Below are 25,888 nucleotides of genomic sequence, written 5' to 3'. Positions count from 1 at the left end.
TCAGGCGTCGCCCATCACCAGGCCCTCGATGGTGTGCTTCTGGACGATCGGGGTCAGCTCGGCCACCACCGGGCAGTGCAGGTGCGCCCGGACCTGCTCGGGCAGCGACGCCCAATACCCCTCGGTGACCGCCATCGCGTGCTTGTCGGCGTTCGTGGCGTCCGATGCGTCGACGCCGAGCACCAGCACCGGGCGGGACAGCTCGGAGTGGTTCGCGGTGCCGCGGTGGATGGTCAGGGCCGAGCGTGCGGAGATGTCGCCGCGCTGCGGGTATTTACGGACGGCGCGTGCGGCGTACCTGTCGTAGCGGGACTTCGGCGGGAACATGCCGTGCTCGAAGTCGGGCTCGTCGTCGAACTGGGTGCCGGGCGCGATCTCGAACGGGCCCATCTCGTCGGTGGTGTCGACGGCGGTGAGGTTGAAGGCCAGCGAGTTGAGCCGGCGCTCGGTGCGGGTCACCTCGGGCATCGGGAAGTCACGGTGCCACGGCTGGTTGACGGCCCCGGCGAACGGGGTGTCGAAGCCCAGCTCGACGATCTCGTAGTCCGGGCCGAGCACGGCGGTGCAGACGGCGACGACCCACGGGTGGGTGACCAGGTCGGTGAAGCCGCGCAGCTGCTCCGGGTGGATCTCCACGTAGTAGCGGTTCGGGCCGCGGCCGACGGCGCCGCCGGGACGGGCGACGGCCTCGGCGAACGCCGCCTCGATGTCCTCGCGCATGGCGTCGGCCCAGGCGGTGCTGAACGCGCCCTTCAGCGCGGTGATGCCGTCGGTGTAGATGGCGTCGCGGGCCCGGGTTCCGGCGTCCTCTTTGATATCCGTCATGAACTCCATGTTGCAACGTGGCATGCAACGTTGCAAGAGATAGGCTGTGACCCATGAGTGCCACCCTGCGCGAGGTCGCCGAGCGGGCCGGAGTCTCCGTCCGTACCGTGTCGAATGTGGTCTCCGGGTTTGCGCTCGTCGCGCCGGAGACGCGGGCCCGGGTGCAGCGGGCGCTCGACGAGCTGTCCTATCGGCCCAACGCCGCCGCCCGTCACCTGCGTGGCGGCAGGTCCGGGCTGGTCGCGCTCGTGGTTCCGGAACTGTCCACGCCGTACTTCGGGGAGCTGGCCGGTCGCTTCGCCGACGAGGCCGACGCCCGGTCGCTCATGCTGCTGGTCCAGCAGACCGGTGGAGATCCCGATCGGGAACGAGAACTGCTCGACGGGGTACGGGGTCAGGTCGTCGACGGTCTGATCATGAGCCCGTGGGCGCTCTCCCCGGCGGAGCTGCGCCGGCGACCCGGCGGCGCTCCGCTGGTGCTGCTCGGCGAGCAGGACGCCGACGGCCTGCTCGATCACGTGGTGGCCGACAACGTGGCCGCCGCCCGCGACATGACCCGGCACCTGCTCGGCCTCGGCCGCACCCGGATCGCGGTGATCGGCCTGCAGCCCCACCTGCACAACGCGACGGCGGCGCGCCGGCTGGAGGGGTACCGGCAGGCGCTCGCCGAGGCCGGGCTGACGCCGGACCCGGCCCGCGAGGTCGCGGTGCGGCGGCTGCACCGGGCCGACGGCGCGGCGGCCATGCGCGGTCTGCTCGACGCGGGGACGCCGGTCGACGCGGTGTTCTGCTTCAGCGACCAGCTGGCCCTCGGGGCGCTGCACGCCGCCACCGAGCGCGGGCTGCGGGTGCCGGCCGACCTCGCGGTGGCCGGTTTCGACGACGTCGAGGACGGCCGGTACGCGAATCCGCCCCTCACCACGATCGCCCCGGACAAGGCCGCGATCGTCACGGCGGCGCTGGACTGCCTCGCCGCCCGCCTCGATCGCACCACCGGGCCGGGCCGACCGGACGAGCCGGCCGAGCCGCGGACGATCGTGGTCGGGCACCGCCTGGAGGTCCGGGCCAGCACCCGCGGCCCGTCGTCGTCACGGTGACGGGCCGGGGACGAGCGGCTCAGCCGGGGGACACGCTCGTGGTCGAGGTGCGGATCCGCAGCTCGGTGGTGGACATGTACCGGCGCGGCTCGGTGCGGCCCTGCAGGCGCTCGAGCAGCATCGTCGCGGCCTGGGCGCCCATCTCGACGCCCTGCTGGTCGACCGAGGTGAGGCCGATCAGCGGGTGGGCGGCCAGGTCGGTGTTGTCGTAACCGGCGATCGCCACGCCCCGGCCGGCGGCGGCCGCGAGGGCGTCGACGGCCATGTCGTCGTGGCCGGCGAAGATCGCGGTCGGCGGGTCCGGGCGGGTCAGCAGCTCGGCCGCCGCTGACTGGGCGCTGTCGGCGCCCGCGGTGCGGCGGGCGATCTGGATGTGGGCGCCCAGGCCGGCTTCGATCATGCACGCGCGGTAGACCTCGAGGCGGATCGCGTGCGGGGTGCCGCAGCCGGGGGCGGTCACCGGCTCCGGCTCGGTCAGGTGGGCGATCCGGCGGTGGCCCAGGCCGAGCAGGTGACGCATCACGGCGCGGGCGCCGGCGTGGTCGTCGCCGATCACCGTGTCGTACCCCTGCGGGGTGTCGTGGCGGCCGAGCATGACCACCGGCACCCGCTTGGCCAGGTCCTCCAGCCAGGTCTGGTCGACCAGGGGCGAGACCGCGATGATGCCGTCGACGAGACCGTCGGCCAGGGATTCGAGGGTGCCGTACTCCGGGCCGTCCGCCGGGGCCAGAATGATCTGGTACGGCGTGCCGGTCACGGCCCGCTTCGCGCCCTCGACGATCTGGGTCATGAAACGCGCGTTGACGTGCGGGGTCTCCAGGCCGAGCCGGTAACTGGAGCCGCGCAGCGCCCGCGCGGCCACGCTGGGCCGGTAACCGAGCTGCTCGATGGCGTCCTCGACACGCTCGCGCATGCCGGGGCTGACCCCGTAGGCGTTGCGGATCACCTTCGACACCGCGGCGCGGGACACGCCCGCCGCCTCGGCCACGTCGCTGATCGTGACCGATCGGCCCCTCCTGATCGACATGCGCCTCACTGTAGACCGTTCTCCATCGCGGTGAGCAGGGGCCTCAGGGAAGTTTGAAACGTTTCGCAGGGAGCCTTGTGCGGCGCGCGTAGACCGGTCTACTGTGACGGCTGTTACAGATGGAGACCGATCTACAAACATGTCCGAAACCGGAGGTTCATATGCGATTCGGTGCGGCACTGCTGGCCGGGGCCCTGTGTTGCCTGTCGGCCTGCAGCGCGGGCTCCCTGGGCTCGAGCGACGACGAGACGGGCGGCAAGACCGCCATCACCTTCCTGACCAACAACGACCCCGCCAACGTCAAGGTGGCCGAGTCCGTCATCGCGGCGTTCGAGGCGGGGAACACCGACGTCGACGTCAAGCTGGACACCCGGCCGCAGGGCAGCGAGGGTGACAACCTCGTCAAGACCCGCCTCGCCACCGGCGACATGGCCGACGTCTTCGAGTACAACTCGGGCTCGCTGCTGCAGGCCATCGCACCGCAGACCAACCTGACCGCGGTCACCGGCGAGGCCTGGGTCGCCGACCTCGACCCCACCTTCAAGCAGGTCGTCAGCACCGGGTCCGAGGTCTACGGCTCGCCGTGGGGCGCGATCGTCGGCGGCGGCATCTTCTACAACAAGCCGCTCTACACCAAGCTCAACCTGCAGGTGCCCAAGACCTGGGCCGACTTCATGGCGAACAACGCCAAGATCAAGGCGGCGGGTGTCGCGCCGGTCGAGCAGACCTACAGCGAGACCTGGACCTCGCAGGTGCTGGTGCTCGCCGATTACCACAACGTGGCGGCGGCCAACCCCGGCTGGGCCGAGAAGTACACGAACAACCAGGCCAAGTTCGCCACCACCCCACAGGCCCTCGCGGGCTTCCAGCGCCTGGAGGAGCTCAAGAAGGCCGGGTACTGGAACGAGGACTACGCGTCCGCCAAGTACAACGAGGGCCTCAACGCGGTGGCCACCGGCAAGGCCGGGCACTACCCGATGATCACTTTCGGCGTGCCGGCGCTCTCCACCGCCGCGCCGGACAACGTCGACGACGTCGGCTTCTTCGCGCTGCCCGGCGACGACGCGAGCAAGAACGGCGTCACCCTGTGGGAGCCCTCCGGCATCTACATCCCGAAGAGCACCGAGGGCGACAAGCTCACCGCCGCGAAGAAGTTCCAGGCCTTCGTGGCCTCGCCCGAGGGATGCGCGGCCAACGCGAGCGCGGCCCCGGTCGGCGGCCCGTTCGCGGTGAAGACCTGCACCCTGCCGGACAGCGTCGCCCCGGCGGTCAAGGACCTGAGCGCCTACGTCGACGCCGGCACGACCACCCCGGCGCTGGAGTTCCTCTCGTCGATCAAGGGCCCGGCGCTGGAGCAGATCACCGTCGAGGTGGGCTCCGGCATCCGTCCCGCCGCCGACGGCGCGAAACTGTACGACGAGGACGTCAAGAAGCAGGCGCAGCAGCTCGGGCTCCAGGGCTGGTGATGGCCACCGTCACCCCGGCGAAAGCCGCTTCCCGGATCGAGGACGAGCCGGGAAGCGGCGGCCGGACAACCCAGAAGAGTCCCTACCCGTACTGGTTCCTCGTACCCGGTGGTCTGATCTTCGCCGTCTTCTTCCTGGTCCCGTCGGTGATGGCGTTCTACTTCAGCCTCACCCGGTGGACGCTGTTCGACCAGGAGTTCATCGGCTTCGACAACTACGTGCAGTTCTTCCGGGAGCCGGCGCTCGCCTCCGGCCTGTGGCACACCGTCGTCTACGCCGGCGTCACCTCGGGGCTGAAGGTGGTCCTCGGGATGGCCCTCGCGGTGCTGCTGACCGGGCCGATCATCGGGCGCGGCTTCCTGCGCTCGGTGGCGTTCTTCCCGGTCCTGGTCAGCACGATCGGCGTCGGCCTGACCTTCCAGGTGCTCATGCACCCCACCAAGGGCGTGATCAACCAGGCGCTCGACCTGATCGGCGTCACCGGGCCGGCCTGGCTGGTCGACCCGAGCTGGGCGCTGCTGTCGGTCGCGCTCGTCGACGTCTGGCAGGGCGTCGGCCTGGCCACCGTGATCTACATGGCCGGCATCCTCTCCATCCCCGGCGAGTACTTCGAGGCGGCCAAGGTGGACGGCGCCGGCGCGTGGCACCGGTTCCGGCACGTCACGCTGCCGCTGGCGAAACCGGCCACCATCTCGGTGATCATCCTGTCGCTGATCGGCGGCCTGCGGAAGTTCGACCTGATCTGGGCGATGACCAAGGGCGGCCCGGGATTCACCTCGGACGTGATGGCGTCGGTCGTCTACAAGCAGTACCAGGCCGGTTTCTACGGGCTCTCCACGGCCGGCAACGTCGTGCTGTTCCTGCTGGTGATCGTGCTCGTGCTGCCGCTGTTCTGGTTCTTCAACCGCAGGGAGGAGACGCGGTGAGCACCCGGATCCGGCCCAACTACTGGCTCAGCGCGCTGTCGATCGTATTGTTCGCCGTCGTCTTTCTCGTTCCGTTCGCCTTCATTCTGCTGACCGCGGCGAAGACGCAGCAGGAATCGGCGCTGCTGCACTTCTCGTGGCCGTCCGAGTGGGCGATCGCGCAGAACTTCCAGGAGGTGATCCAGGCCCGCGACTACCTGCTGATCATCGCGTTCATCAACAGCACGATCCTCACGGTGGTCAGCGTCGCGGTCGTGGTGATCCTGGCGGCGATGGCCGCGTTCGTCCTGCAGCGCCGCAAGGGCCGGTGGACCAGCGGGATCAACCTGGTAATCCTTTCCGGACTGGTCATCCCGCCGGCTGTCGTGCCGACGATCTGGGTGCTGCAGAAGACCGGACTGTTCAAGACCATGCCGGGGCTGATCCTCGTCGAGATCGCGTACGCGATGGCGTTCTGTGTCCTGCTCTTCCAGGCGTTCATCGCGAGCGTGCCGCGCGAGCTGGACGAGGCCGCCACGATCGACGGCGCCGGCCCGGTCAGCCTCTTCTTCCGGGTCGTGTTCCCGCTGCTGCGGCCGATCATCGTGACCGTCGTGGTCGTGCAGTCGGTGTTCATCTGGAACGACTTCGCCAGCCCGCTCTACTTCCTGCCCGGCGACGAGAACGCCACCGTGCAGCTCACCCTCTTCAACTTCCAGGGCCAGTACACCAACGCCTACAACCTGCTGTTCATGGACATTCTGCTGGTCACCGTCCCGCCGCTGATCATGTTCATGGTCTTCCAGCGGCAGATCGTCAGCGGCATGGTCGCCGGCTCCGTCAAAGGCTGAAAGGCACCTCCATGCTCCACAACGCACACATGATCAGCCCGGCGGTCGAACTGGGCAGCGCGCCGCTGTTCCGCACCGAGATCAGCCCGGACCCGGGGCACGGCGACGTCGCCGCGGCCACCCTCCGGATCAGCAGCCTCGGTGTCCACGAGGCGCGGATCAACGGCACGCCGGTCGGCGACGACGTGCTCAGCCCGGGCTGGACCTCCTACGAGCACCGGCTGCGCTACCTCAGCCACGACGTCACCGCGCTGATCAGCGGCCCGGACTGCGTGCTCACCGTGCTGGTCGGCAACGGCTGGCACCGGGGGCGGCTCGGTTTCATGGGCGGGCGCGCGTTCTACGGCGACCGGCTCGGCGTCATCGCCGAACTGGAGATCGTCTTCGCGGACGGCCACCGGCAGGTCGTGGTCACCGACGAGACGTGGACGGCCGGCAACTCCGACGTGCTCGCCGACGACCTGTACAACGGGCAGACGATCGACGCGCGGCGGCGTTCCGCGAAGTGGCACACGGCCGGGGGCGAGCCGGAGTGGTTCCTGCCGGTGCGGGCGCTGGACTTCGACGCCAGCCGGCTCACCCCGTACATCGGTGGGGTGGTGACCCGGCAGGAGGTCCTGCCGCCGCAGCGGGTCTGGACGTCGCCGGCCGGGCGGACTTTGATCGATTTCGGCCAGAACCTGGTGGGCTGGCTGCGGTTCACGGTGCGCGGCCCGGCCGGGACCGAGATCCGGGTGCGGCACGCCGAGGTGCTGGAGAACGGCGAGCTCGGCGTGCGGCCGCTGCGCGACGCGCAGGCCACCGACCGGTTCGTCCTCAGTGGCGACGAGGACTTCTTCGAGCCGACGATGACGTTCCACGGCTTCCGGTACGCGGAGATCACCGGCTGGCCGGCCGGCGCGGCGATGGACGTGGAGGCCGTGGTGGTGCACTCGGCATTGCGCCGCACCGGCGAGTTCGCGTGTTCCGACGAGCTCCTCAACCAACTGCACCGCAACGTCGTCTGGAGCACGAAGGGCAATTTCCTCGACCTGCCCACCGACTGCCCGCAACGCAACGAACGGCTCGGCTGGACCGGCGACATCGCGGTATTCGCATCGTCAGCCGCCTATCTCTTCGACGTCGGGGGATTCCTCGGTGACTGGCTCGCCGACCTCGCGGCGGAACAGCGGGCCGCCGACGGGCTGGTGCCGTTCGTCATCCCGGACGTCCTGAAATACCAGCCGCACCCGCCGGAGTTCCCGGACCCGGACAGCACTGCGTTCTGGTCCGACGCGGCCGTCTGGGTGCCGTGGGCGCTGTGGCAGGCCTACGGCGACCTCGCGATCCTGCGCACGCAGTACCCGTCGATGACCGCGCACGTCCGCCGGGTGCGCACGCTGCTGTCACCGGCCGGGGTGTGGGACTCCTCGTTCCAGTTCGGTGACTGGCTCGACCCGGACGCGCCGGCCGACGCCCCGGCGAAGGCGAAGGCGGACCCCGGCGTGGTCGCCACCGCCGCCTACTACCGCTCGCTGACCCTGGTCGCCGAGACGGCGGCGCTGCTCGGGCACGACGATGACGCGGCCGAGTTCGGCGACCTCGCGCGGCAGGTCCGCGAGGCCTTCAACGAGCAGTACGTGGACGCCGCCGGGACCGTCCGGTCGGACTGCGCCACGGTCTACACGCTGGCGATCGTCTTCGGTCTGCTCGACGACCCGCAGGCGGCCGGGCGGCGGCTCGCCGACCTGGTCGCGGACAGCGGGTACCGGGTGTCGACCGGGTTCGCGGGAACGCCCTACATCACCGAGGCGCTGACCGTGACCGGGCACCTCGACGCCGCGTACCGCCTGCTCCTGGAGCGCGAGTGCCCGTCCTGGCTCTACCCGGTGACGATGGGCGCGACCACCATCTGGGAGCGATGGGACTCGATGCTCCCGGACGGGTCGGTCAACCCGGGGGAGATGACCAGTTTCAACCACTACGCCCTCGGCGCGGTCGCGGACTGGATGCACCGGACCATCGGCGGGATCGCGCCCCTGGAGCCGGGTTACGCCAGGGTCCGCGTCGCGCCCCGGCCCGGCGGCGGGCTGACCTGGTGCCGGTCCGCGCTGGAGACCCGGCACGGGCGGATCGAGGTCTCGTGGCGGATCCGCGAGGACGGCGAGCTGGACGTCGACGTGACGCTGCCGGACGGGGTGAGCGGGGTGCTCTCCCTGGAGGGCAAGCCGGACGTGCCGCTGTGAGCGCCGGGGAAATCGGGATGCCGCCGGTCGTGCGGCCCTCGTAGACTGCGGGCAGAGGCCTAGCCCGGGCATACTCCGACAATTCTTGGGTGAACCCGCCCGGGCACTCTCCTCACCCCGGTGTCACCCGCCGGTCAACGCGGTCAGGGTGCGGGCGGCGACCTGCCGTAGGACATTTGTCCCGGCCGGCCGGGTATCGGCGTCTCTGCCGCCACCGCCCGCGCTTTTCTAGCGTCGATGTCATGAACGTCGTAGAACTCAACCGTGTGACCAGGCACTTCGGAGCGGTCCGCGCCGTCGGCGACCTGGATCTGACGATTGGGCGGGGCAGCGTCGTGGCACTGCTCGGGCCCAACGGCGCCGGGAAGACCACCGCGCTCTCGCTGCTGCTCGGCCTCCTCGAACCGGACCGGGGGAGCGTGACCCTTTTCGGCCGGCCGCCGTCCGCGGCGGTGCGGGCCGGGCTGATCGGCGCGATGCCGCAGGACTCCGGGTTCGTGCCGGGCGCCACGGTCCGGGACGTCGTGGAGCTGGCCCGGGCGCTCTATCCGCACCCGCTGCCGGCCGTCGACGTCCTCGCGGCGGCCGGGCTCACCGATCGGGCCGGCCGCCGGGTGGACCGGCTCTCCGGCGGGGAGACGCAGCGCGCCCGGTTCGCGTTCGCGCTGGCCGGCGGGCCGGAGCTGCTGGTACTCGACGAGCCGGCCGCGGCCATGGACGTGACCGCGCGGCAGGCGTTCTGGGACGGCGTCCGGGGGTATGCCGAGGACGGGAACACCGTCCTGTTCAGCACCCATCAGCTGCACGAGGCCGACGCGGTCGCCGACCGGATCGTGGTGCTCGCGGCGGGCACGGTGGTCGCCGACGCGACCCCGGAGCAGATCCGTGAGATCGGTGGCGGATCGCTCGACGCGGCGTTCCGCACGCTCACCGGATCGGAGCGCTGACATGCTCGCCTACCTGCGTTTCGAGCTGCGCCGGCTGGCCCGCGACCCGCGCGTGCTGATCTTCTCGGTGATCGGGCCGGTCGCCACGTACCTGATCTTCTCGGGCTGGAGCGCGAGCGACCGCCTGGAGGGGGTCACCGGTCCGATCGCGATCATGGTCGCGCTGGCCGGATACGGCGCCGTCGCGGGCGCGCTCACGGTGGGCACGGCCGTCTCCCAGGAGCGTGCCGCCGGCTGGCTGCGCCAGCTCCGCGTCACTCCGCTGCCGGCTCGCCGGGTGGTCGCGGTCAAAGCCTTCCTGGGTACGGTCAACGCGGTGCCCCCGGTGATCGCGGTCGGCGTCGCCGCGTGGTTGCAGCACCACGTCGACCTGAGCGCCGGGCGGTGGATCGCGGTGCTGCTGCTGATGTGCGCCGGCGCGGTCCCGTTCGCGCTGCTCGGACTCGCCATCGGGTACGGCCTCGGCCCGCAGCTCGCCCAGTCGGTCAACTTCCTGGTCTTCCTCGGGCTGTCCGTCCTCGGTGGGCTGCTGGTCCCGGCCACCTACTTCCCGGACGCGCTGCGGCACCTGGCGCACGCGCTGCCGACGTACCGGTTCGCCGAACTCGGCTGGCGGTCGGCGGCCGGGCAGCCACCCACCCCGGCCGGGCTCGCCGTCCTCGCCGCCTGGACCGTGATCTTCGCGGCTCTCGCGGCGCGGGCCTACCGGCGCTCCGGCGCGCGGCGCTGACGGCGGCTACGGTGTCCACCATGTCCGCTGATCCGCGGCGCCGCGGGGTGATCCTGGTGGGTGCGCACACGCTGTGGCTGTGGTTCCTGCTGCCGCCGGCCGCCGCGATCGCCCGCGGGCAGGTGGACCCGGCCGTGCCGGCGGCGATCGGGCTCGCCGTCTTCGCGGCGCTCTACCTGGCGCTGGTGGCCGTGCCGGTGGCCGGGCTGCCCGTCCCGCCGGCGGCGCACCACGGCGGCCTGATCCTGCTCGCCCTGCTGGGAACGGGACTCGCGGCCACGTACGCAAAAGGTCCCGAAGGTTGGTTGATCCTGCTCATGTACGTCTGCTCGGCGGGCGCGCTGGGACTGAGCCGCCCGCGGGTGAGCTTCGCCTGGGTCGGTGGCTGCGCCGCCGCCGTCGTGGTGATCGGGACCGTGCGGCAGCTGCCCGCCGGCGAGACCACCCCGACCGCGCTGATCACGCTGCTCGCCGGGGCGATGACGCTGGCGTTCAGCCGGGTGACCCGCCTCGTCGGCGAACTGCGCGACACCCAGGAGGAGCTGGCACGGACCGTGCTGGAACGTGAGCGGCTCCGGTTCGCCGGGGACCTGCACGACCTGCTCGGGCACACGTTGTCGCTGGTCGTGGTGAAGGCGGAGGTGGTGCGCCGGCTGGTTCCGTCGGATCCCGGGCGGGCCGCGGCGGAGGCCGCCGACATCGAGCGGATCGGCCGGACCGCGCTCGCCGAGGTGCGCGAGGCCGTCACCGGGTACCGGGAGCACACGTTCAGCCGGGAACTGCGGAACGCCCGGACGATCCTCGCCGACGTCGGTGTCACGGTGACGGTCCGGCAGAGCGGGCAGCCGCTCGCGGCGGAGGTGGACGACGCGTTCCGATGGGTGCTGCGGGAAGCGGTGACCAACGTGCTGCGCCACAGCCGGGCGTCCCGCTGCGACATCACCGTCGACGCGGGCGACGACGGCGCGATCCTGACCGTTTCTGATGACGGAGTGGGCGCTCCTGTCGACGCGCCGGCTGCGGGCAACGGGCTGCGAGGGCTCACCGAACGTCTCGGGCGGGTCGGCGGCGCCCTGCAGATCACCGCGGCGAACGGCGGCGGCGTGCGACTCATCGCCCGCGTCCCCGCCCGCAGGTCCTCGGTGGCGCCCACATGATCCGCCTGCTGCTCGCCGAGGACCAGGGCATGATGCGCGGCGCCCTGGCCCTGCTGCTCGGGCTGGAGAGCGACATCGAGGTGGTGGCCCAGGCCGGCACGGTCGCCGAAACCCTGGAAACCGCTTTCCGGGTACGCCCCGACGTCGCGCTCCTGGACATCCAGATGCCCGACGGCAACGGTCTGGACGCCGCCGCCGTGCTCCGCGAGAAGCTGCCCGGCTGCCGGGTACTGATCCTCACCACGTTCGGCCGGCCCGGATATCTACGGCGCGCGATGGAGGCCGGCGCCGCGGGTTTCCTGGTCAAGGACGGCCCGGTGGAGGAACTGGCAGCCGCGATCCGCCGCGTCCTGGCCGGCGAGCGGGTGATCGACCCGGCCCTCGCCGCGGCCGCGCTGTCCACCGGCCCGAACCCGCTCACCGACCGCGAACAGCACGTGCTCGCCGCCGCGGTGGACGGCGCCACGATCGCGGACATCGCGGCCCGATTGCACCTGTCGGAGAGCACGGTCCGCAACTACCTCTCCGCGGCGATCGGCAAGACCGGAACCCGCAACCGCATCGAGGCAGCCCACAGCGCCCAGGCCAACGGCTGGATCTGACCGCCTCCCCGGGACCTCGCGTCCGGGTGGGGAAGGCGCCCGAGGTTCCTCCACCGGACTGCTGCCCCCCGCTGGACGCGGAGGCGGGTGATGATGGGGCTGGGCTGATCGAGTGGCGGGGGTGCCATGAGCAAGGAGATCTTCTTCGAGGATGCCGGCGGCGAGGCACTGGCCGCGCTGGATCACGGCGGGGACGGACCGCCCGTTCTGCTGGTGCACGGCACCGGCCACAACGCCGCCTCCTGGACGCCGATCGCGGAGCGGCTCACGCGCGATCACCGGGTGGTCGCGGTGGATCTGCGCGGGCACGGGCACAGCACCGCGAACTCGGTGGACGCGGAGCAGTACTGGCGGGATCTGGGGACCGTGGTGACCGCGCTGGGCTGGGACCGGCCGCTGCTCGTCGGGCATTCCACCGGTGGGTACGCGGTCACCGCCGCCGTCGCGGCCGGCTTGGTCGAGCCGGCCGGGATCTGCGTGGTCGACGGGTTGGTGCTCGATGATCGGGAGGCTTCCACCCGTACCCTCGAAGGAACCCGGGCGCCGCAGACGGCCGCGCAATTGCGACAAGCTTTCGGGTACGGCCTTCGGCTCGACGCCGCGCAGCGGGATACCTGGATCGGCGAGCAGGTGGCCGTCACCCCGACCGACTGGCTGAACGCCGGCGCCGACCCGGAGCTGGTCCGCGCCGTCGTGTCCCGCGCGTTCGGTGAGCCGGGCGGCGACGGCCTGTTCGTGCGCCGGCCAACCCTCGAGGAGGTCATGATGACGACCACTCCGGCGCCGGATGCCGTGATCTTCCCAAGTGTGGACGTCTACGGGCGGGTCCGCTGTCCGATGACGATCATTCTGCCGGAGCAGGGGTTCTACGCGGGCCGGCGGGACGAGGTCGCGGCGATCGTGGCCGCCGCGCCCGGACGCCGGCTGGTCGGCATGCCGGGCGGGCACAACGTGGTGATGACGCATCCGGAGCAGCTGGCCGCCGCGATCAGTTGATCATTAATTGGTTTGCGGGCGGTGCGTGCGCGTGGGACGGTTCGCTGCCACATACGCCGACCGACGGGGCATGACACCACACATGAGCATCTCCACGATGGACCTCGACCACGCCGACCGATGCCGCCGGGCGCTCGCCGAGGAGCAGGCCGCCAGCCTCGCCGCGACCGACGGCTGGGCGCACGTCGACAAGGACCAGGTGCACCGCGACTGGCACGACCTGTACGGCGAGATCGCAGCCGCCATCACCGCCGGGGCGACCCCGGAGGACGCCGCGGTGCAGGAGCTGGTCGGCCGGCACTACGCCATCGCCAGCCGGTTCTACGCGCCGAGCCGGGTCGCCTACATCGGCATGGCTCTGCTCTACGCCGAGGACGACGGCATGCGCACCTGGCACAACTCCTACCACCCGCGGATGGTGGAGTTCCTCGGCGCGGCCATGCTGCGGTACGCCGGGAGCGCGCTCTGACGCTTCTCGGGCACCTCATCCATTAACATCGATGCCCATGAGGTACGCCGTCGTCGCGCTCACCTACCTGGTGGCGGGGCTGGCCGCCTGGGCCGTCGCCGCGCTGCTGCTGCCCGGGCTGCACCCGCTGCTCGTGACGTTCGCCGCGGACGTGGCCGCCACCCTGGTCGTCTTCGCGGCGAGCACGCTGATCCGCAACGCCAGCATGTACGACCCGTACTGGAGCGTCGCGCCGGCGGTGATCGTCCTGGCCTGGGTGCTGGGGGAGTCCGGTGAGGTGGTGCGGCAGTCGGCCGTACTGGCGCTGGTGTTGATCTGGTCCGTCCGTCTGACCTGGAACTGGGCGTCGTCGTGGCGCGGCCTGGACCACGAGGACTGGCGATATGTCCGGCTGCGCGGGCAACGGGTGCCGTTCTGGCTGGTCAACCTGGTCGGGATCCAGCTGATGCCGACCGTCGTGGTCTTCGCCGGGCTGCTCGCCGTCTGGCCGGCGGTCGCCGTGCCGGGCCGCGGATTCGGCGTGCTGGACGTGGTCGCCGTCGCGGTGACGGTCACCGCCGTGGCGATCGAGGCGACCGCGGACCGGCAGCTGCACCGGTTCGCCGCCGATCCCGCGCATCGCGGGCAGATCATGGCGAGCGGGCTGTGGCGGTACTCCCGGCACCCGAACTATCTCGGCGAGATCCTGTTCTGGTGGGGGATGTGGCTGTTCGGGCTGGCGGCGGCCCCGGGGTGGTGGTGGACGGTCGTCGGGGCGGTCGGGATGGTGCTGCTCTTCACGGTCGTCAGCATCCCGATGATGGACCAGCGGTCGCTGGAGCGGCGGCCGGCCTATGCGGAACACATGCGGCGGGTTCCGGCGTTGCTCCCGCTCCGCCCGATCCGGCGATAGGCGTCCGGCGCGGGGCGGGCGAGGTCGCACGCAACGTCAGCGTGGTGGCTCATTCGTGCTGGGGCAGGGATGAAGGCCCACGCCGAGGGTCGCGCCGCGCGGTCCCGGGGGCGTCGCGGGTCCTCAGGCTCGCAGATCTTGGAAACGCGGATGCCGGCTGGCGCTCAGTGCGGACAAAACGGGCGGCCAGCAGCACTGTTAACCAGCCGGGCGGGATGAGCTGGTGCTCAGTGCTGCCCAGGCACGCTCGGACAGCACTGAGCACCAGCCGGACCAGCCGGACCAGCTGGCTCACAGTGTCGGGCCGGCGGCTTTGATCACGCGAACGGGCGTCCCGACATGGATCACGCGAAGGGGCGTCGCCGACATGCGCGATCGCTCAACCGCGCGGCATCGTGCCCGACCCGAGAGGAAGGGGAAACCTTGGTAGGGTCGGCAAGTGATCATGACCTGCTGCTGGCGGCCGCTGCGCGGCTCCGCGGTGTTCGGGGATCACTCCTATCGCAAGGACTTCTACCAGTAATCCGGCCGGCCGCCCGTTCGACGCCGACCACCGGAAACCACTGGAAGAATAACTATGCTCATCGATCTGCACCGCCACCTTGAGGGTGCCCTCCGGGTGGACACCACGCTGGAGCTCGCCCGCCGCGACGGCCACCCGCTCGCCTCCGCCGCCGACCCCGAGGAGCTGCTCGTCGCGCGGGGCGCGCTCGGCGGCCTGCTCCCGTACCTCGCCAAGGTCGACGCCGCCCCCTCGGCCTTCACCCGCCTCGACGACTGGGTGCGCGCCACCCGCGAGTGCGTGGCGGACGCCGCCGCGGACGGACTCGACTACCTGGAGATCCGGTTCAGTCCCTGGTTCATCCATCAGGAAACCGGCCTCGCGCCCGAAGCGATCATCGACGCGGTCGCCGACGGAGTGCGCCAGAGCCCGGCGCGGCAGAGCCCACTGCGGGATAGCCAGCTTCGGGAAAGCCCACTGCAGGAAAGCCCACTGCGGGAAAGCCCACTGCGGGTCGGTCTGATCGGCATCCTTCTGCGCGATCTCGGACCTCTGCGAGGGTACGAGCAGATGAGCACACTGCTTTCCCGGCGCGACGTGCTCTGCGGTGTCGACATCGCCGGCAACGAGGCGGGTGTGCCGGCGGCCGAGTTCGCCGGCCCGTTCCGGCAGGCGCGTGACGCCGGGCTGCGGATCACCGCGCACGCCGGCGAGGCGGCCGGTCCGGCCAGTGTCTGGGAGGCGGTCCGTCACCTGGGGGCGGAACGGATCGGTCACGGCGTCCGGGCGGTCGAGGACCCGGCGCTGCTGGAGCACCTGGCCGCGAACCGGATCACCCTCGAGGTGAGCCTCACCAGCAATCTGCACACCAGCACCGCGCCGAGCTACGCCGAACATCCGGTGCGGCGGCTGGTCGGCGCGGGCGTCCCGGTGGCGCTGTCGACCGACGATCCGCGGACCTCGGCGATCACCCTTTCCGGTGAATACACTCAGGCCGCGCCGCAGGCCGGGCTCACCCCCGCGGACCTGGACCGGATCCGGGACGACGCACGCAGCGCGGCGTTTGCCTGGGACTGAGCCGCGGACGGCGCCGACACTGATGCGGACAGGGCCATACGGCTTGACCTCCCGTCCGCCCGAGGGTCTAGCGTCAAGTTGTGGATCAACAGAGCGGCGTGCAACTCCTGACCCCCGACGGTGACCGTGTGGAGAGCGTGACCACCGAGGACGGTGTGACGTACACGGTGAACTTCACCGATGAGGAGTACCGGGAGCTCTATCGCGACCTGGTCACGGTCCGCCGGCTTGACGCGGAGGGGCTCGCCCTGCAGCGGCAGGGCGAGCTCGGCCTCTGGGCCAGCCTGCTCGGGCAGGAGGCGGCGCAGGTCGGGTCGGGCCGGGCGCTGCGCCCGCAGGACATGGCGTTCCCGACCTACCGCGAGCACGGCGTGCTCTACTGCCGCGGCATCGACCCGATCATGCCGTTCGGCCTGTTCCGCGGCGTCGACCAGGGTGGCTGGGATTCGAACGCCCACAAGTTCAACCTGTACACCCTGGTGATCGGCTCGCAGACGCTGCACGCCACCGGGTACGCGATGGGCGTCACCATGGACGGCAAGACCGGAAGCCCCGACGGTGAGGCCGTGATCGCGTACTTCGGGGACGGTGCGACGAGCCAGGGCGAGGTCAACGAGTCGTTCGTCTGGTCCGGTGTCTTCAACGCGCCGATCGTGTTCTTCTGCCAGAACAACCAGTGGGCGATCTCCCAGCCCCTGGAACGGCAGAGCCGGGCGCCGCTCTACCACCGGGCCGGTGGCTACGGCTTTCCCGGTGTGCGGGTCGACGGCAACGACGTGCTGGCCAGCTATGCCGTCACCCGGCACGCGCTCGACGAGGCCCGGCAGGGGCACGGCCCGACCATGATCGAGGCGTACACGTACCGGATGGGGGCGCACACCAGCTCGGACGATCCGACCCGGTACCGGGCGTCCGGCGAGGTGGAGTCCTGGAAGGCGAAGGATCCGATCAGCCGGATGAGGGCGTTCCTGCTCAAGCAGCGGATCGCCGGTGAGGACTTCTTCGGTCAGGTCGAGGAGGACGTCCGCAAGATCGCTCTGGACCTGCGCGAACGTGTCCTGGCGATGCCGGACCCGCAGCCGGTGGAGATGTTCGGCCACGTCTATCCGACCGGCTCACCCCAGCTGGACGCCCAGCGCGACGAGTTCCTCGCCTATCAGGCGTCCTTCCACCCGGAGCCCTAGCTCCTCGGTCAGGCTCTAGTCCCGGCTCATCGCCACCGGTGCCGGGCGCGGCGCGGTGCGCCCATGCGGAGGGTACGGCCGGTTGAGCTCGGCCCGCTGCGTCTGCTCGGCGCTGGGCGCCCAGTCAGCCGGCTGGGTGGTGTTGACCTGAGCCACGTCATTCATGCGGCCTCCCTTACCCCGTTTCGCCCCCGTCGATGCGTCCGGCCGCCGCCCGCAACCGGCCGGCGAGGGCGGCCAGCTCGTCCCGCAGCTCGGCGGGCGCCTCGACGGTGAAGTCGAAGCCCAGGCCGGCCAGCATCCGTGCCATGCCGTCGAGCCGTTCCACCCGGGCGGAGAGACGAACCCCTTCCGGGGTACGGGTGAGCGTCGCCACCGTCGGCGGGACCCGTCGCCGCGCCTGCTCCACCGTGGTGTCCAGCAGCACCGACACCTCGTGCCGCCACGCGCCGGTGGCCAGCCCGGCGGCGACCCGGGCGGCGGGGTCGAACCCGGCCGGCACCTCGAAGCTTCCCTCGAGGGCCTCGACCGCCGTGATCCGGTCGAGCCGGAACGTCCGCACCTCGCCCCGGTCGTGATCGTGCCCGGTGACGAACCACCTGCCGCCGTGGAAGACCAGCCCGTAGGGATCCAGCCGCCGCCGCTCCGGCTCGCCGCGGGGTGTGGTCCCGCCGGCCGGTCGGGTTCCGCCGGCCGATGTTGTTCCGCCGGCCGGTTGAGTTCCACCGCCCGGTTGAGTTTCGCCGGCCGGTTGAGTTTCGCCGGCCGATGGGGTTCGGCCGGCGGATTGCGTTTCGCGGCTCGGCTTGGTGTAGCCGAAGGTGACCGGCCGCCGGTCGTGGGCGGCCCCGGCCAGCGCGAGCAGCGTGGCGGTGGCGGTCGCCGGGGCGGGCGCGGGACGGCCGGCGGCGAAGTCGAGGGTGCCGAGCACCGCGTCGGTGCGGGCCCGGAGCGCCGCCGGCAGCACCCGCCGGATCTTCGCGAGCGCGGTCTCCCCGGCCGCCGCCGCGGTGGACAGCCCGATCCGGCGGCCCGCGACCAGGCCGAGCAGCACGGCGACGGCCTCGTCGTCGGTGAGCATCAGCGGCGGCAGCCGGTACCCGGGGGCGAGGTGGTATCCGCCGTACCGCCCGCGGCGTCCCTGGACCGGGATGCCCAGCTCGGCGAGGTGCAGCGCGTAGCGCCGGACGGTCCGCTCGTCGACGCCGAGCCGCTCGGCGAGCTGCCCGACGGTCTGCCCCGCTGGGTGGGCCTGCAGCAGTTCGAGCAGGCCGAGAACGCGACCGAGTGACTGTGGCATGCGCCATACTGTATACCGGGCCGAAGTTGCCCGGTATTGCTCCTAGTGTTCTCCGCATGACGACATATCTGCTGGTACCGGGATTCTGGCTGGGCGGCTGGGCGTGGGACGCGGTGGCGGCGCCGCTGCGCGCCGCGGGACACGACGTGCATCAGGTCTCGCTCACGCTGGACCCGGGCATCACGGCGTCCGATCACGTCGAGCAGGTCGCCGAACTGCTGGATGGGCTGCGCGACGTGGTCCTGGTCGGCCACAGCTACGCCGGAGCGGTGATCACGGCGGCGGCGGACCGGCTGCCGGACCGGGTGGCCCGCCTCGTCTACGTGGACACCGGGCCGCTGCCGGACGGCATGTCCCAGGCCGAGTTCGACGGTTCGGCGCCGGACGCCCCGGATGGCATGATCCCGATCCCGGCCGAGGCGCCCGCGCCGGCGCAGGGTTTCGACTGGGCGATCGTGCGGGAACGCGGGCGGGCGCAGCCGGTCGGCACGGCCACCGAACCGGTGCGGCACGGCGAGGCGTGGCGTGGCCTGGCGCGGACCGCGATCCTGTGCTCGTTCTCCGCTGCTCAGTTACGCGGGCTGGCCGCCACGGTTCCGGCGTTCGCGCTGATGAGCGGCGAGAGCTGGACGGTCCGCGAGCTTCCGACCGGCCACTGGCCGATGTTCTCGCGGCCGGAAGACCTGGCGTCCCTGCTGGCCGGGAACTGACCGGGGAACCGGTCGATCAGGGCTGGTGCTCCGCCCGTACCGGATCGGTGCGGTGTTTGAGGGCCGCCTCGATCCGCACCGCGCTGCCGACCAGCACGAGCAGGCCCGCGAAATAATAGCCGCGCGGGGGCACCCCGTCGGTGAGGAAGCCGAATGCGCCGATCAAGAGACCGATGACGATCGCGATTGCTCCGAAGGTACGCGCCGATTCGCCCGGTTTCTCGTCGATGCTCATGGCGGACAGAATACGCAGCTCCGTCTCAGGTTAGGGTGTCGCCATGATGATCTTGGCGAACCTGCTGGTGGCGCTGGTCGCGCTGATCCACGTGTACATCCTGGTCCTGGAGATGTTCCTGTGGACGCGGCCGCGGGGGCGCGCGGCGTTCGGGCTGACCGAGGAGTTCGCGCGGGAGACCAAGGTGCTCGGCGCCAACCAGGGTCTCTACAACGGCTTCCTCGCCGCTGGGCTGGTCTGGGGGCTGATCGCGGGCGGGGACACCGGGTTCGCCGCGAAGCTGTTCTTCCTCGGGTGCGTGGCCGTCGCCGGTGTCTTCGGCGCGGCCACGGCGAGCCGCCGGATCCTGTTCGTGCAGACCGTTCCGGCGGTCCTCGCGATCGCCGCCGTCCTGCTCGCGAACTGATCCGAAATTCCCCTTTTCGCCCGGTCCGGTATTGCCCGGCCGGGCATTTTTCGTCTCTGCCGAATGCGACGGACCTCGGAAATCGGGAATGCCCGCCATTCCGGGGCAGCGACAAGATCAAATCGGGCAAATAGCGTGAAGAACGTCACTATTGGACGGTTCGAGCTTGGTCTCCGCCCCGGTGGCGTGGTTACCGTCGGGCCGTCCCGCGATGCGGGCACCACGGGCGGTCCGCCGAATCCTGCCGCCGTCCGGGGACTCGATGGGAGAGGCAGGAGCGGGGGACCCACGATTTCCGGCGCCGCATGACCGCGCCTTGGGGTGAAGCCGCATGACGACGGCCGGGCACCTCTGTCCGAACCCGACAGCTCACCTCGCAGGCGTGGAGGATCATCCATGTCTCGGATCGGTAGACGAACGCGCCTTGCCCTCGGTCTGGTGACCGCGGGCATCACCGGAGCCGGTGTGCTTCTCGCCCCGGCGAGCCCCGCGTCAGCGGCCCGGCAGGTCAACTGGGACGTCCTCGCGCGATGCGAGTCCGGTGGCCGGTGGCACATCAACACCGGGAACGGGTACTACGGTGGCTTGCAGTTCAGCCGCAGCACGTGGAGGGCGAACGGGGGCGGCAAGTACGCCCCGACCGCGGACCGGGCCACGAAGGCCGAGCAGATCAAGGTCGCGACGAAGCTCCACAAGAAGCGCGGCCTGAAGCCTTGGCCGGTGTGCGGCAAGAAGGCGGGCGTCTACAAAAAGGCGTCGTCCGGGAAGTCGCCGGCGTCGAAGAAGGCGACCGTCTCGAAGAAGGGCACCTACGTGGTGCGTTCCGGCGACACGCTCGCCTCGATCGCGAAGAAGCACAAGGTCAAGGGCGGCTGGCGCACCCTCTTCAAGCTCAACAAGGACCGGCTCGACAGCCCGAGCCGGATCTTCCCGGGTCAGCGGCTCCGCCTGCGCTGACCGAGCGGCCGCCGCGGTCGTGGCGGGTCAGCGCCGACTCGTCACGATCGCGGCGGTCCCTTACGCTCAGGCTCTGTGACCCTCACCCATGCCGTCCTGCTCTTCCTCGGCGGCATCGGCGGCGGTCTCACCGGGTCGATGGGCGGGCTGGCGTCCGTGGTCACCTACCCGGCCCTGCTGTCGGCAGGCATCCCGCCGGTGGCCGCGAACGTCACCAACACCGTCGCGCTGCTCTCCACCGCGTTCGGCGCGGCCGCCGGTTCCCGTGTGGAGCTGCACGGGCAGGGGCGCCGGATCGCCCGGCACGGCGTGGCCGGGGTGACCGGCGGCACCGCGGGCGCGCTGCTGCTGATGGGGACGCCGTCGTCCGCGTTCGAACGGGTGGTGCCCGGCCTGATCGCGGCCGGCGGGCTGATGCTGCTGTTCCGGGAGCCGCTGCGCGCCTGGTACGTCCGTCCCGGCGTACGGCCGCCCCTGGGTCTCGCGGTGTTTCTGATCGCGGTCTACGGCGGCTACTTCGGCGCGGGCGCCGGCGTGATGATGCTGGCCGCGCTCTCGGTGGCGGCAGTCGAGCCGCTCGCCGTCACGAACGCGGTGAAGACCGTGGTGCTCGGCTTCTCCACCGTCGCCGCCGCGATCCTCTACACGCTGCTCGCGCCGGTCCACTGGACGGCGGCCGGGGTGCTGGCCGCAGGCTGCCTGATCGGCAGCTGGATCGGGCCGGCGCTGGTGCGGCGCACCCCGGAGCGCCCGCTGCGCGTGGTGATCGGCGTGGCCGCCCTGGTCCTGGCCGCGGCCCTCTGGCACGACGCCGGCACGCCCGACCCGCCGCGCGGCTCCGCGGAACCGCCCGTGATGATCCCGAGGGCGAGCCTGACGCCGTGAACCGTCCGGGTCGGCGTCCCGGTGTTGAACGCCTGCGGTAACCATGGTTACATGGCCCTGCCGGGAGGTGGTCGGTCATGGGGACTGTCGCGGGTGACGACGGGCCGGGGCGCTGGGTGTTGCTGGCGTACCGGATGCCGCGGGAGCCGTCGCGCCCGCGGATCGCGGTGTGGCGCAAGCTCGAGCGCCTCGGTGTGGCGCGGCTCGGCGACGGGCTGGTGGCGTTGCCGGCGGACGCGCGGACCCGGGAGCAGTTCGACTGGACCGCCGAGGAGGTCGTCGAGGCCGGGGGCACGGCGACGGTGTGGCTGGCCGCGCCGTCCACCATGGCCCAGGAGCAGCAGATCGCCGCGGCGATGCGGGAGGCGCGCGCCGCCGAGTACCAGGTGGTGATCGACGAGGCGGCGGCGGCCCGGACCGGCGCCGAGCCGGAGCGGACGCGGGCGGTGCGCCGGCTGCGCAGCGAGTTGCATCGTATCGGGCGCCGCGACTTCTTCCCGCCGCGCGAGCGCGAGGCCGCCCGGGCGGCGGTGCGGGCGCTGGCCGATGCCGAGGTCGCCGACGTCCTCGGGGAGCCGTCGTGAGGTGGGCGACCCGCACCGGCGTGCACATCGACCGGGCCGCGTGCGCCTGGCTGATCCGCCGGCACATCGATCCGCAGGCGCAGTTCGTCTTCGTGGCCGACCCGTCGGCGGTCCCGGCCGGCGCCACCCCGTTCGACATGCGCGGGGTCGAGCTCGGGCATCACGGCGGCGACTGCACGTTCGAGACCATTTTGCGCCGCTACGACCTGCACGACCCGGTGCTGTGGAGGATCGCCGAGATCGTGCACGAGGCCGACATCGACGACGAGCGCTTCGACGCGCCGGAGGCGCCCGGCCTCGACGTGATCCTGCGCGGGCTGTCGATGGTCTGCGACGACGCGCGCACCCTGGAGCTGACCGGCCCGATCTTCGACGGCCTCTACGAGTACCAGCGGCGCGCGCTGCTGCTGGACCGCCCGCCCGCGTGAACGACCATCCGGGGAGACCGATGACGACGACCGGCACGACCGGTGACGTGGTGCCGCTGCGGGACGCGGTGCGGGCCTGGTTCCTGATCTCGCTGCAGACCTTCGGCGGGCCGGCCGGGCAGATCGCGGTGATGCAGCGGCACCTGGTCGACGAGCGCCGCTGGATCGGGCAGCGCCGGTTCCTGCACGCGCTGAACTACTGCATGCTGCTGCCCGGCCCGGAGGCTCAGCAGCTGGCTATCTACGTCGGCTGGCTGCTCAACGGCGTGCGCGGCGGCCTGATCGCGGGCACCCTGTTCGTGCTGCCCGGCATGGTCGTGCTGCTGGCGCTGTCGGCGGTCTACGTCGGTTTCGGGGACACCACCGTGGTGACCGCGCTCTTCGCCGGGCTCGCGCCGGCCGTGGTGGCGATCGTCGCGCAGGCGGTCTGGCGGGTCGGGTCACGGGCCCTGACCAGCCGGGTCCTGGTCGGCTTCGCGGTGGCCGCATTCCTCGCCCTCGCCGTGTTTGCGGTGCCGTTCCCGCTGGTCGTCGCCGTGGCCGCGATCGCCGGATGGCTGCTGCACCGGTGGCGGCCGCACCTGGTCACCGGTGCCGGCGGCCACGGGGGCGGTGGTGACGGCGGGCCGCAGCCGCTGGTTCCCGACGACGCTCTGCACCACGACCGGCCGTCGGCCCGGCGCACCACGATGATCCTGGTGATCGGGCTGGCCGCCTGGTTCCTGCCGGTTGCGCTCTTCGCGGCCACCACCGGAGCCGGCAGCGTCTTCACCCAGCAGGGGCTGTTCTTCTCCGGCACCGCCGTGGTCACCTTCGGCGGCGCGTACGCCGTCCTCGCCTTCGTCGCGCAGCGGGCGGTCGAGCACTACGCGTGGCTGTCCGCCGGTGACATGATCCGCGGCCTGGCCCTGGCCGAGTCGACACCCGGGCCGCTGATCATGGTGGTGCAGTTCGTGGCGTTCCTCGGGGCCTTCCATCAGCCCGGCACCCTGGACCCGTGGGTGGCCGGTGTGCTCGCCTCGCTGCTGACCACATGGGTGACGTTCGTGCCGTGCTTCCTGTTCATCCTGCTCGGCGCCCCCTATGTGGAACGGCTGCGCGGCAACCACGCGCTGTCGGCGGCGCTCACCGGCATCACCGCGGCGGTGGTCGGCGTGATCGCGAACCTGGGCCTCTACTTCGCCGTGCACACCCTGTTCACCACGGTCACGGCCGGGCCGCTCGGTCTGCAGGTGCCGCAGTGGGACACCGTACGGTGGACCCCGCTCGCCATCGCGGTCATCGCCGCTCTGCTGATCTTCAGGGCGAAGTGGCCGGTGCTGCGGGTGCTCGGCGTGTCGGCGCTGATCGGCCTGCTCGCCGGGCTCGCCGGGCTCCCCGGCATCTGACCGGCGCCGGCGAGACGGGCCTAACCTGTGCCGGTGACCGTTGACTACACCGCGACCCTGGCGCGCAAGCGGATGGGCGCCGGCGCGCTGCTGACCGACGACCGGGGCCGGGTGCTGCTGGTCGAGCCGGCCTACAAGGACGACTGGGAGATCCCGGGCGGGGCGGTGGAGGCCGACGAGTCGCCGCTGACGGCGGTGGCGCGGGAGCTCGACGAGGAGCTCGGCCTGTCACTGCGGCCCGGCCGGCTGCTGGTGACCGACTGGGTGCCGCCGCGGCCGGGGCGCACCGAGGGCGTGATGATGCTTTTCGACGGCGGCACGCTCACGCCGGAGCAGGCCGCGCGGATCCGGGTGCCCGCCGAGGAGCTGCGCGGCTGGGCCTGGTGCACCGAACCGGAGGCCGCCGAGCGGCTCTCCGGCCTGTTGGCCCGGCGGATCGGCGCGGCCGTGCGGGCCCGCGCGGAGAACACGGCGGTCTATCTGGAGAACGGATTCCCGGTGGCGTGACACGCCGGGCCCCTGCGAGTCGCGGGGCGCCCGGCGGCGGGATCGACAGGCGTCCCTTGACATCGGATCCCGGAAGATGACCATGATGGGACGATCCCGACCCCGAGGAGATCTCATGATCCTGTCTCGTGTCCGGCTCGGCTCGGTGCGGCTCGTGACCGCGGTCAGCGCCACCCTCGTCCTCGCCGCCGGCCTGCTCACCGCCACCACCACGCCGTCCGCGGCGGTGGTCGCAGGCCCGGTCATCGATCAGAACTTCGCCGACCCGGACGTGATGAAAGCCGGTCGCACGTACTACGCCTACGCCACCAACAGCGACGGCCGGAACATCCAGTGGGCCACCTCCACCGACCTGGTCACCTGGACGGTGCAGGGGAGTGACGCCCTGCCCGCACTGGGCGCCTGGGCCGACCCGGACTGGTCCTTCCCGCCGGGCGGGCCCGGTGACCACGGCGTCTGGGCGCCGGAGGTGTTCGCCACCGGGCCGCGGAGCTTCGTCATGTGGTACACGGCGCACGACCGGGCGTCCGGCAAGCAGTGCATCGGCGCCGCCACCGCGACAGCGCCGGGCGGCCCGTTCGTTCCCCGGGACACCGCGCTGGTCTGCACCCCGGAGATCGGCGGGGCCATCGACGCCTCCTCGTACACCGAAAACGGCCGCCGATACATCCTGTGGAAGAACGACGGCAACTGCTGCGCCCAGGACACCTGGCTGCGCCTGCAGCAGGTCAGCGCGGACGGGCTGCGCCGGGTCGGCGCCGAGACCTCGTTGATCAAACAGAACAAGCCCTTCGAGGGGACGCTCGTCGAGGCGCCGACGCTCGTCAAGCGCGGAGGCGCCTACGTGCTCTTCTATTCGGCGAACTTCTTCGGCGACGGCAGCTATGTGAGCAGCTATGCGACGTCGGCGAGCCTGCGTGGCCCGTACACGAAGGCTTCGACGCCGTTGATGACCACCGACGCGTTCGCGGGGACCGTGCGCGGCCCCGGCGGCCAGGACGTCGTGACCGGCCCGGACGGCCGGGACCGGATCGTCTTCCACGGCTGGAACTCCGGCTTCACCTATCGCGCGATGTACTCGCAGCGCCTGGACTGGCGGGGCAGCCGGCCCATCGTGGAGGGCGCGAAGATCCGGTACGAGGCCGAGGACGCCGACTTCACCCGCGCCAACGCGCGGTACGCGGCCGGCGGGGCCAGCAACGGCGCGGTCGTCGGCGGCATCGACTTCGCGGACAGCCGGGTCACCTTCACCGTCTTCGTGCCCCGCGCCGGGGAGTACCGGCTCTACACCCGCTACGCCAACGGCTCCGACGGCGGCGCGGCCGGGCACACCCTGTCCGTGAACGGCGTCCCGGCCGGCACCGTGGACTACCCCGTCACCGGCTGGGACAACTGGCGGATCAGCGAGCGGACCGTGACCCTGAGGGCAGGAGACAACACCATCGGGTACGGCAAGGGCGCCAACTTCGCCGAGATCGACGCCATCGACATCGCCTGACGCATGCCGGGAGGCCCGTGACCGTGCGGTGGGGGCGG

The 25,888-nt window shown here is 71.6% G+C and carries 28 protein-coding genes and 1 riboswitch; of the genes, 23 read left to right on the top strand and 5 right to left on the bottom strand.

Going from position 1 to position 25,888, the window contains the following annotated elements; genetic code table 11:
- Positions 1-825: a phytanoyl-CoA dioxygenase family protein gene (locus tag AMIS_RS23185; protein WP_041831179.1), complete on the bottom strand. Its 825-nt coding sequence runs from the start codon at positions 823-825 to the stop codon at positions 1-3.
- 53 nt (positions 826-878) lie between these two features.
- Between AMIS_RS23185 and AMIS_RS23180 the strand changes: the two genes are divergently transcribed.
- On the top strand, positions 879-1,922 hold the full coding sequence (locus AMIS_RS23180) for a LacI family DNA-binding transcriptional regulator (protein WP_014444825.1): 1,044 nt from the start codon (positions 879-881) through the stop codon (positions 1,920-1,922).
- A 19-nt stretch (positions 1,923-1,941) separates the two neighbouring features.
- On the opposite strand, the gene AMIS_RS23175 is transcribed toward AMIS_RS23180, so the two are convergent.
- Positions 1,942-2,949, bottom strand: coding sequence for a LacI family DNA-binding transcriptional regulator (locus tag AMIS_RS23175; RefSeq protein WP_014444824.1), 1,008 nt, complete (start codon positions 2,947-2,949; stop codon positions 1,942-1,944).
- A 161-nt stretch (positions 2,950-3,110) separates the two neighbouring features.
- Here AMIS_RS23175 and AMIS_RS23170 point away from each other — a divergent pair, with 161 nt between their 5' ends.
- The 13 genes from AMIS_RS23170 to pdhA all read left to right on the top strand — a co-directional run bounded on the left by AMIS_RS23170 (position 3,111) and on the right by pdhA (position 16,952).
- Entirely contained in the window at positions 3,111-4,415 is a 1,305-nt protein-coding gene (locus AMIS_RS23170; protein WP_014444823.1) for an ABC transporter substrate-binding protein, read from the top strand.
- Positions 4,415-5,341, top strand: coding sequence for a carbohydrate ABC transporter permease (locus AMIS_RS23165; protein WP_014444822.1), 927 nt, complete (start codon positions 4,415-4,417; stop codon positions 5,339-5,341). Before AMIS_RS23170 ends, AMIS_RS23165 begins: the two co-directional genes overlap by 1 nt.
- Entirely contained in the window at positions 5,338-6,171 is an 834-nt protein-coding gene (locus tag AMIS_RS23160; RefSeq protein WP_014444821.1) for a carbohydrate ABC transporter permease, read from the top strand. Before AMIS_RS23165 ends, AMIS_RS23160 begins: the two co-directional genes overlap by 4 nt.
- Before the next feature lie 11 nt (positions 6,172-6,182).
- A complete protein-coding gene (locus AMIS_RS23155; protein ID WP_014444820.1) occupies positions 6,183-8,396 on the top strand; it encodes an alpha-L-rhamnosidase in 2,214 nt (737 codons plus the stop codon).
- A gap of 242 nt (positions 8,397-8,638) precedes the next feature.
- On the top strand, positions 8,639-9,343 hold the full coding sequence (locus tag AMIS_RS23150) for an ABC transporter ATP-binding protein (RefSeq protein ID WP_014444819.1): 705 nt from the start codon (positions 8,639-8,641) through the stop codon (positions 9,341-9,343).
- A gap of 1 nt (position 9,344) precedes the next feature.
- A complete protein-coding gene (locus AMIS_RS23145) occupies positions 9,345-10,073 on the top strand; it encodes an ABC transporter permease (protein ID WP_014444818.1) in 729 nt (242 codons plus the stop codon).
- Between the two features lie 20 nt (positions 10,074-10,093).
- Entirely contained in the window at positions 10,094-11,230 is a 1,137-nt protein-coding gene (locus AMIS_RS40755; protein WP_014444817.1) for a sensor histidine kinase, read from the top strand.
- Entirely contained in the window at positions 11,227-11,832 is a 606-nt protein-coding gene (locus AMIS_RS23135) for a response regulator transcription factor (protein WP_014444816.1), read from the top strand. Before AMIS_RS40755 ends, AMIS_RS23135 begins: the two co-directional genes overlap by 4 nt.
- Before the next feature lie 126 nt (positions 11,833-11,958).
- Entirely contained in the window at positions 11,959-12,828 is an 870-nt protein-coding gene (locus AMIS_RS23130) for an alpha/beta fold hydrolase (RefSeq protein WP_014444815.1), read from the top strand.
- 82 nt (positions 12,829-12,910) lie between these two features.
- Positions 12,911-13,297 (top strand): TipAS antibiotic-recognition domain-containing protein, encoded by a 387-nt coding sequence (locus AMIS_RS23125; protein WP_041830001.1) that lies wholly within the window; start codon positions 12,911-12,913, stop codon positions 13,295-13,297.
- A 37-nt stretch (positions 13,298-13,334) separates the two neighbouring features.
- Positions 13,335-14,189, top strand: a complete 855-nt coding sequence (locus AMIS_RS23120; protein WP_231859063.1) for a DUF1295 domain-containing protein — start codon at positions 13,335-13,337, stop codon at positions 14,187-14,189.
- Positions 14,190-14,766: 577 nt separating this feature from the next.
- Positions 14,767-15,768, top strand: a complete 1,002-nt coding sequence (locus tag AMIS_RS23115) for an adenosine deaminase family protein (RefSeq protein ID WP_014444812.1) — start codon at positions 14,767-14,769, stop codon at positions 15,766-15,768.
- 80 nt (positions 15,769-15,848) lie between these two features.
- Positions 15,849-16,952: a pyruvate dehydrogenase (acetyl-transferring) E1 component subunit alpha gene (gene pdhA, locus AMIS_RS23110; RefSeq protein ID WP_041830000.1), complete on the top strand. Its 1,104-nt coding sequence runs from the start codon at positions 15,849-15,851 to the stop codon at positions 16,950-16,952.
- Positions 16,953-16,967: 15 nt separating this feature from the next.
- On the opposite strand, the gene AMIS_RS42900 is transcribed toward pdhA, so the two are convergent.
- Both AMIS_RS42900 and AMIS_RS23105 read right to left on the bottom strand, forming a co-directional pair.
- Positions 16,968-17,117, bottom strand: a complete 150-nt coding sequence (locus tag AMIS_RS42900; protein ID WP_014444810.1) for a hypothetical protein — start codon at positions 17,115-17,117, stop codon at positions 16,968-16,970.
- Between the two features lie 10 nt (positions 17,118-17,127).
- Positions 17,128-18,252 carry a helix-turn-helix transcriptional regulator gene (locus AMIS_RS23105; RefSeq protein WP_014444809.1) on the bottom strand — a complete coding sequence of 375 codons (1,125 nt, stop codon included), beginning with the start codon at positions 18,250-18,252 and terminating at the stop codon, positions 17,128-17,130.
- Positions 18,253-18,308: 56 nt separating this feature from the next.
- Here AMIS_RS23105 and AMIS_RS23100 point away from each other — a divergent pair, with 56 nt between their 5' ends.
- Positions 18,309-18,962, top strand: a complete 654-nt coding sequence (locus AMIS_RS23100; protein WP_014444808.1) for an alpha/beta fold hydrolase — start codon at positions 18,309-18,311, stop codon at positions 18,960-18,962.
- A gap of 16 nt (positions 18,963-18,978) precedes the next feature.
- Here AMIS_RS23100 and AMIS_RS23095 read toward each other — a convergent pair whose 3' ends face one another.
- Positions 18,979-19,197, bottom strand: a complete 219-nt coding sequence (locus AMIS_RS23095; RefSeq protein ID WP_014444807.1) for a hypothetical protein — start codon at positions 19,195-19,197, stop codon at positions 18,979-18,981.
- A gap of 43 nt (positions 19,198-19,240) precedes the next feature.
- Between AMIS_RS23095 and AMIS_RS23090 the strand changes: the two genes are divergently transcribed.
- The 8 genes from AMIS_RS23090 to AMIS_RS23055 all read left to right on the top strand — a co-directional run bounded on the left by AMIS_RS23090 (position 19,241) and on the right by AMIS_RS23055 (position 25,850).
- A complete protein-coding gene (locus AMIS_RS23090; protein WP_014444806.1) occupies positions 19,241-19,603 on the top strand; it encodes a DUF1304 domain-containing protein in 363 nt (120 codons plus the stop codon).
- A gap of 222 nt (positions 19,604-19,825) precedes the next feature.
- A riboswitch (cyclic di-AMP (ydaO/yuaA leader) is annotated at positions 19,826-20,001 on the top strand.
- 40 nt (positions 20,002-20,041) lie between these two features.
- Entirely contained in the window at positions 20,042-20,560 is a 519-nt protein-coding gene (locus AMIS_RS23085; protein WP_014444805.1) for a LysM peptidoglycan-binding domain-containing protein, read from the top strand.
- 75 nt (positions 20,561-20,635) lie between these two features.
- Complete coding sequence (locus AMIS_RS23080; protein ID WP_014444804.1) at positions 20,636-21,445, top strand: sulfite exporter TauE/SafE family protein; 810 nt, start codon at positions 20,636-20,638, stop codon at positions 21,443-21,445.
- 77 nt (positions 21,446-21,522) lie between these two features.
- Positions 21,523-22,029 (top strand): Chromate resistance protein ChrB, encoded by a 507-nt coding sequence (locus tag AMIS_RS23075; RefSeq protein WP_014444803.1) that lies wholly within the window; start codon positions 21,523-21,525, stop codon positions 22,027-22,029.
- Positions 22,026-22,457, top strand: coding sequence for a chromate resistance protein ChrB domain-containing protein (locus tag AMIS_RS23070; RefSeq protein ID WP_014444802.1), 432 nt, complete (start codon positions 22,026-22,028; stop codon positions 22,455-22,457). The genes AMIS_RS23075 and AMIS_RS23070 overlap by 4 nt, the downstream gene beginning before the upstream one ends.
- Positions 22,458-22,477: 20 nt before the next feature.
- Complete coding sequence (chrA, locus tag AMIS_RS23065) at positions 22,478-23,845, top strand: chromate efflux transporter (RefSeq protein WP_041829998.1); 1,368 nt, start codon at positions 22,478-22,480, stop codon at positions 23,843-23,845.
- Between the two features lie 33 nt (positions 23,846-23,878).
- Positions 23,879-24,352 (top strand): NUDIX domain-containing protein, encoded by a 474-nt coding sequence (locus tag AMIS_RS23060; RefSeq protein WP_231859062.1) that lies wholly within the window; start codon positions 23,879-23,881, stop codon positions 24,350-24,352.
- 115 nt (positions 24,353-24,467) lie between these two features.
- A complete protein-coding gene (locus AMIS_RS23055) occupies positions 24,468-25,850 on the top strand; it encodes a family 43 glycosylhydrolase (RefSeq protein WP_041829997.1) in 1,383 nt (460 codons plus the stop codon).
- Positions 25,851-25,888 lie beyond the last annotated feature (38 nt).

The sequence above is a fragment of the Actinoplanes missouriensis 431 genome, from assembly GCF_000284295.1.
GTDB lineage: Bacteria > Actinomycetota > Actinomycetes > Mycobacteriales > Micromonosporaceae > Actinoplanes > Actinoplanes missouriensis.
Note: the sequence above shows the minus strand (reverse complement) of the source record. Positions and strands in the feature narration are given on the sequence as shown.

Excerpts from the sequence above, each read along its gene's own strand:
- AMIS_RS23185 (WP_041831179.1), bottom strand. The coding sequence starts at position 825 with ATGACGGATATCAAAGAGGACGCCGGAACCCGGGCCCGCGACGCCATC.
- AMIS_RS23180 (WP_014444825.1), top strand. The coding sequence starts at position 879 with ATGAGTGCCACCCTGCGCGAGGTCGCCGAGCGGGCCGGAGTCTCCGTC.
- AMIS_RS23175 (WP_014444824.1), bottom strand. The coding sequence starts at position 2,949 with ATGTCGATCAGGAGGGGCCGATCGGTCACGATCAGCGACGTGGCCGAG.
- AMIS_RS23170 (WP_014444823.1), top strand. The coding sequence starts at position 3,111 with ATGCGATTCGGTGCGGCACTGCTGGCCGGGGCCCTGTGTTGCCTGTCG.
- AMIS_RS23165 (WP_014444822.1), top strand. The coding sequence starts at position 4,415 with ATGGCCACCGTCACCCCGGCGAAAGCCGCTTCCCGGATCGAGGACGAG.
- AMIS_RS23155 (WP_014444820.1), top strand. The coding sequence starts at position 6,183 with ATGCTCCACAACGCACACATGATCAGCCCGGCGGTCGAACTGGGCAGC.
- AMIS_RS23150 (WP_014444819.1), top strand. The coding sequence starts at position 8,639 with ATGAACGTCGTAGAACTCAACCGTGTGACCAGGCACTTCGGAGCGGTC.
- AMIS_RS23145 (WP_014444818.1), top strand. The coding sequence starts at position 9,345 with ATGCTCGCCTACCTGCGTTTCGAGCTGCGCCGGCTGGCCCGCGACCCG.
- AMIS_RS40755 (WP_014444817.1), top strand. The coding sequence starts at position 10,094 with ATGTCCGCTGATCCGCGGCGCCGCGGGGTGATCCTGGTGGGTGCGCAC.
- AMIS_RS23135 (WP_014444816.1), top strand. The coding sequence starts at position 11,227 with ATGATCCGCCTGCTGCTCGCCGAGGACCAGGGCATGATGCGCGGCGCC.
- AMIS_RS23130 (WP_014444815.1), top strand. The coding sequence starts at position 11,959 with ATGAGCAAGGAGATCTTCTTCGAGGATGCCGGCGGCGAGGCACTGGCC.
- AMIS_RS23125 (WP_041830001.1), top strand. The coding sequence starts at position 12,911 with ATGAGCATCTCCACGATGGACCTCGACCACGCCGACCGATGCCGCCGG.
- AMIS_RS23120 (WP_231859063.1), top strand. The coding sequence starts at position 13,335 with ATGAGGTACGCCGTCGTCGCGCTCACCTACCTGGTGGCGGGGCTGGCC.
- AMIS_RS23115 (WP_014444812.1), top strand. The coding sequence starts at position 14,767 with ATGCTCATCGATCTGCACCGCCACCTTGAGGGTGCCCTCCGGGTGGAC.
- AMIS_RS42900 (WP_014444810.1), bottom strand. The coding sequence starts at position 17,117 with ATGAATGACGTGGCTCAGGTCAACACCACCCAGCCGGCTGACTGGGCG.
- AMIS_RS23105 (WP_014444809.1), bottom strand. The coding sequence starts at position 18,252 with ATGCCACAGTCACTCGGTCGCGTTCTCGGCCTGCTCGAACTGCTGCAG.
- AMIS_RS23100 (WP_014444808.1), top strand. The coding sequence starts at position 18,309 with ATGACGACATATCTGCTGGTACCGGGATTCTGGCTGGGCGGCTGGGCG.
- AMIS_RS23095 (WP_014444807.1), bottom strand. The coding sequence starts at position 19,197 with ATGAGCATCGACGAGAAACCGGGCGAATCGGCGCGTACCTTCGGAGCA.
- AMIS_RS23090 (WP_014444806.1), top strand. The coding sequence starts at position 19,241 with ATGATGATCTTGGCGAACCTGCTGGTGGCGCTGGTCGCGCTGATCCAC.
- AMIS_RS23075 (WP_014444803.1), top strand. The coding sequence starts at position 21,523 with ATGGGGACTGTCGCGGGTGACGACGGGCCGGGGCGCTGGGTGTTGCTG.
- chrA (WP_041829998.1), top strand. The coding sequence starts at position 22,478 with ATGACGACGACCGGCACGACCGGTGACGTGGTGCCGCTGCGGGACGCG.
- AMIS_RS23055 (WP_041829997.1), top strand. The coding sequence starts at position 24,468 with ATGATCCTGTCTCGTGTCCGGCTCGGCTCGGTGCGGCTCGTGACCGCG.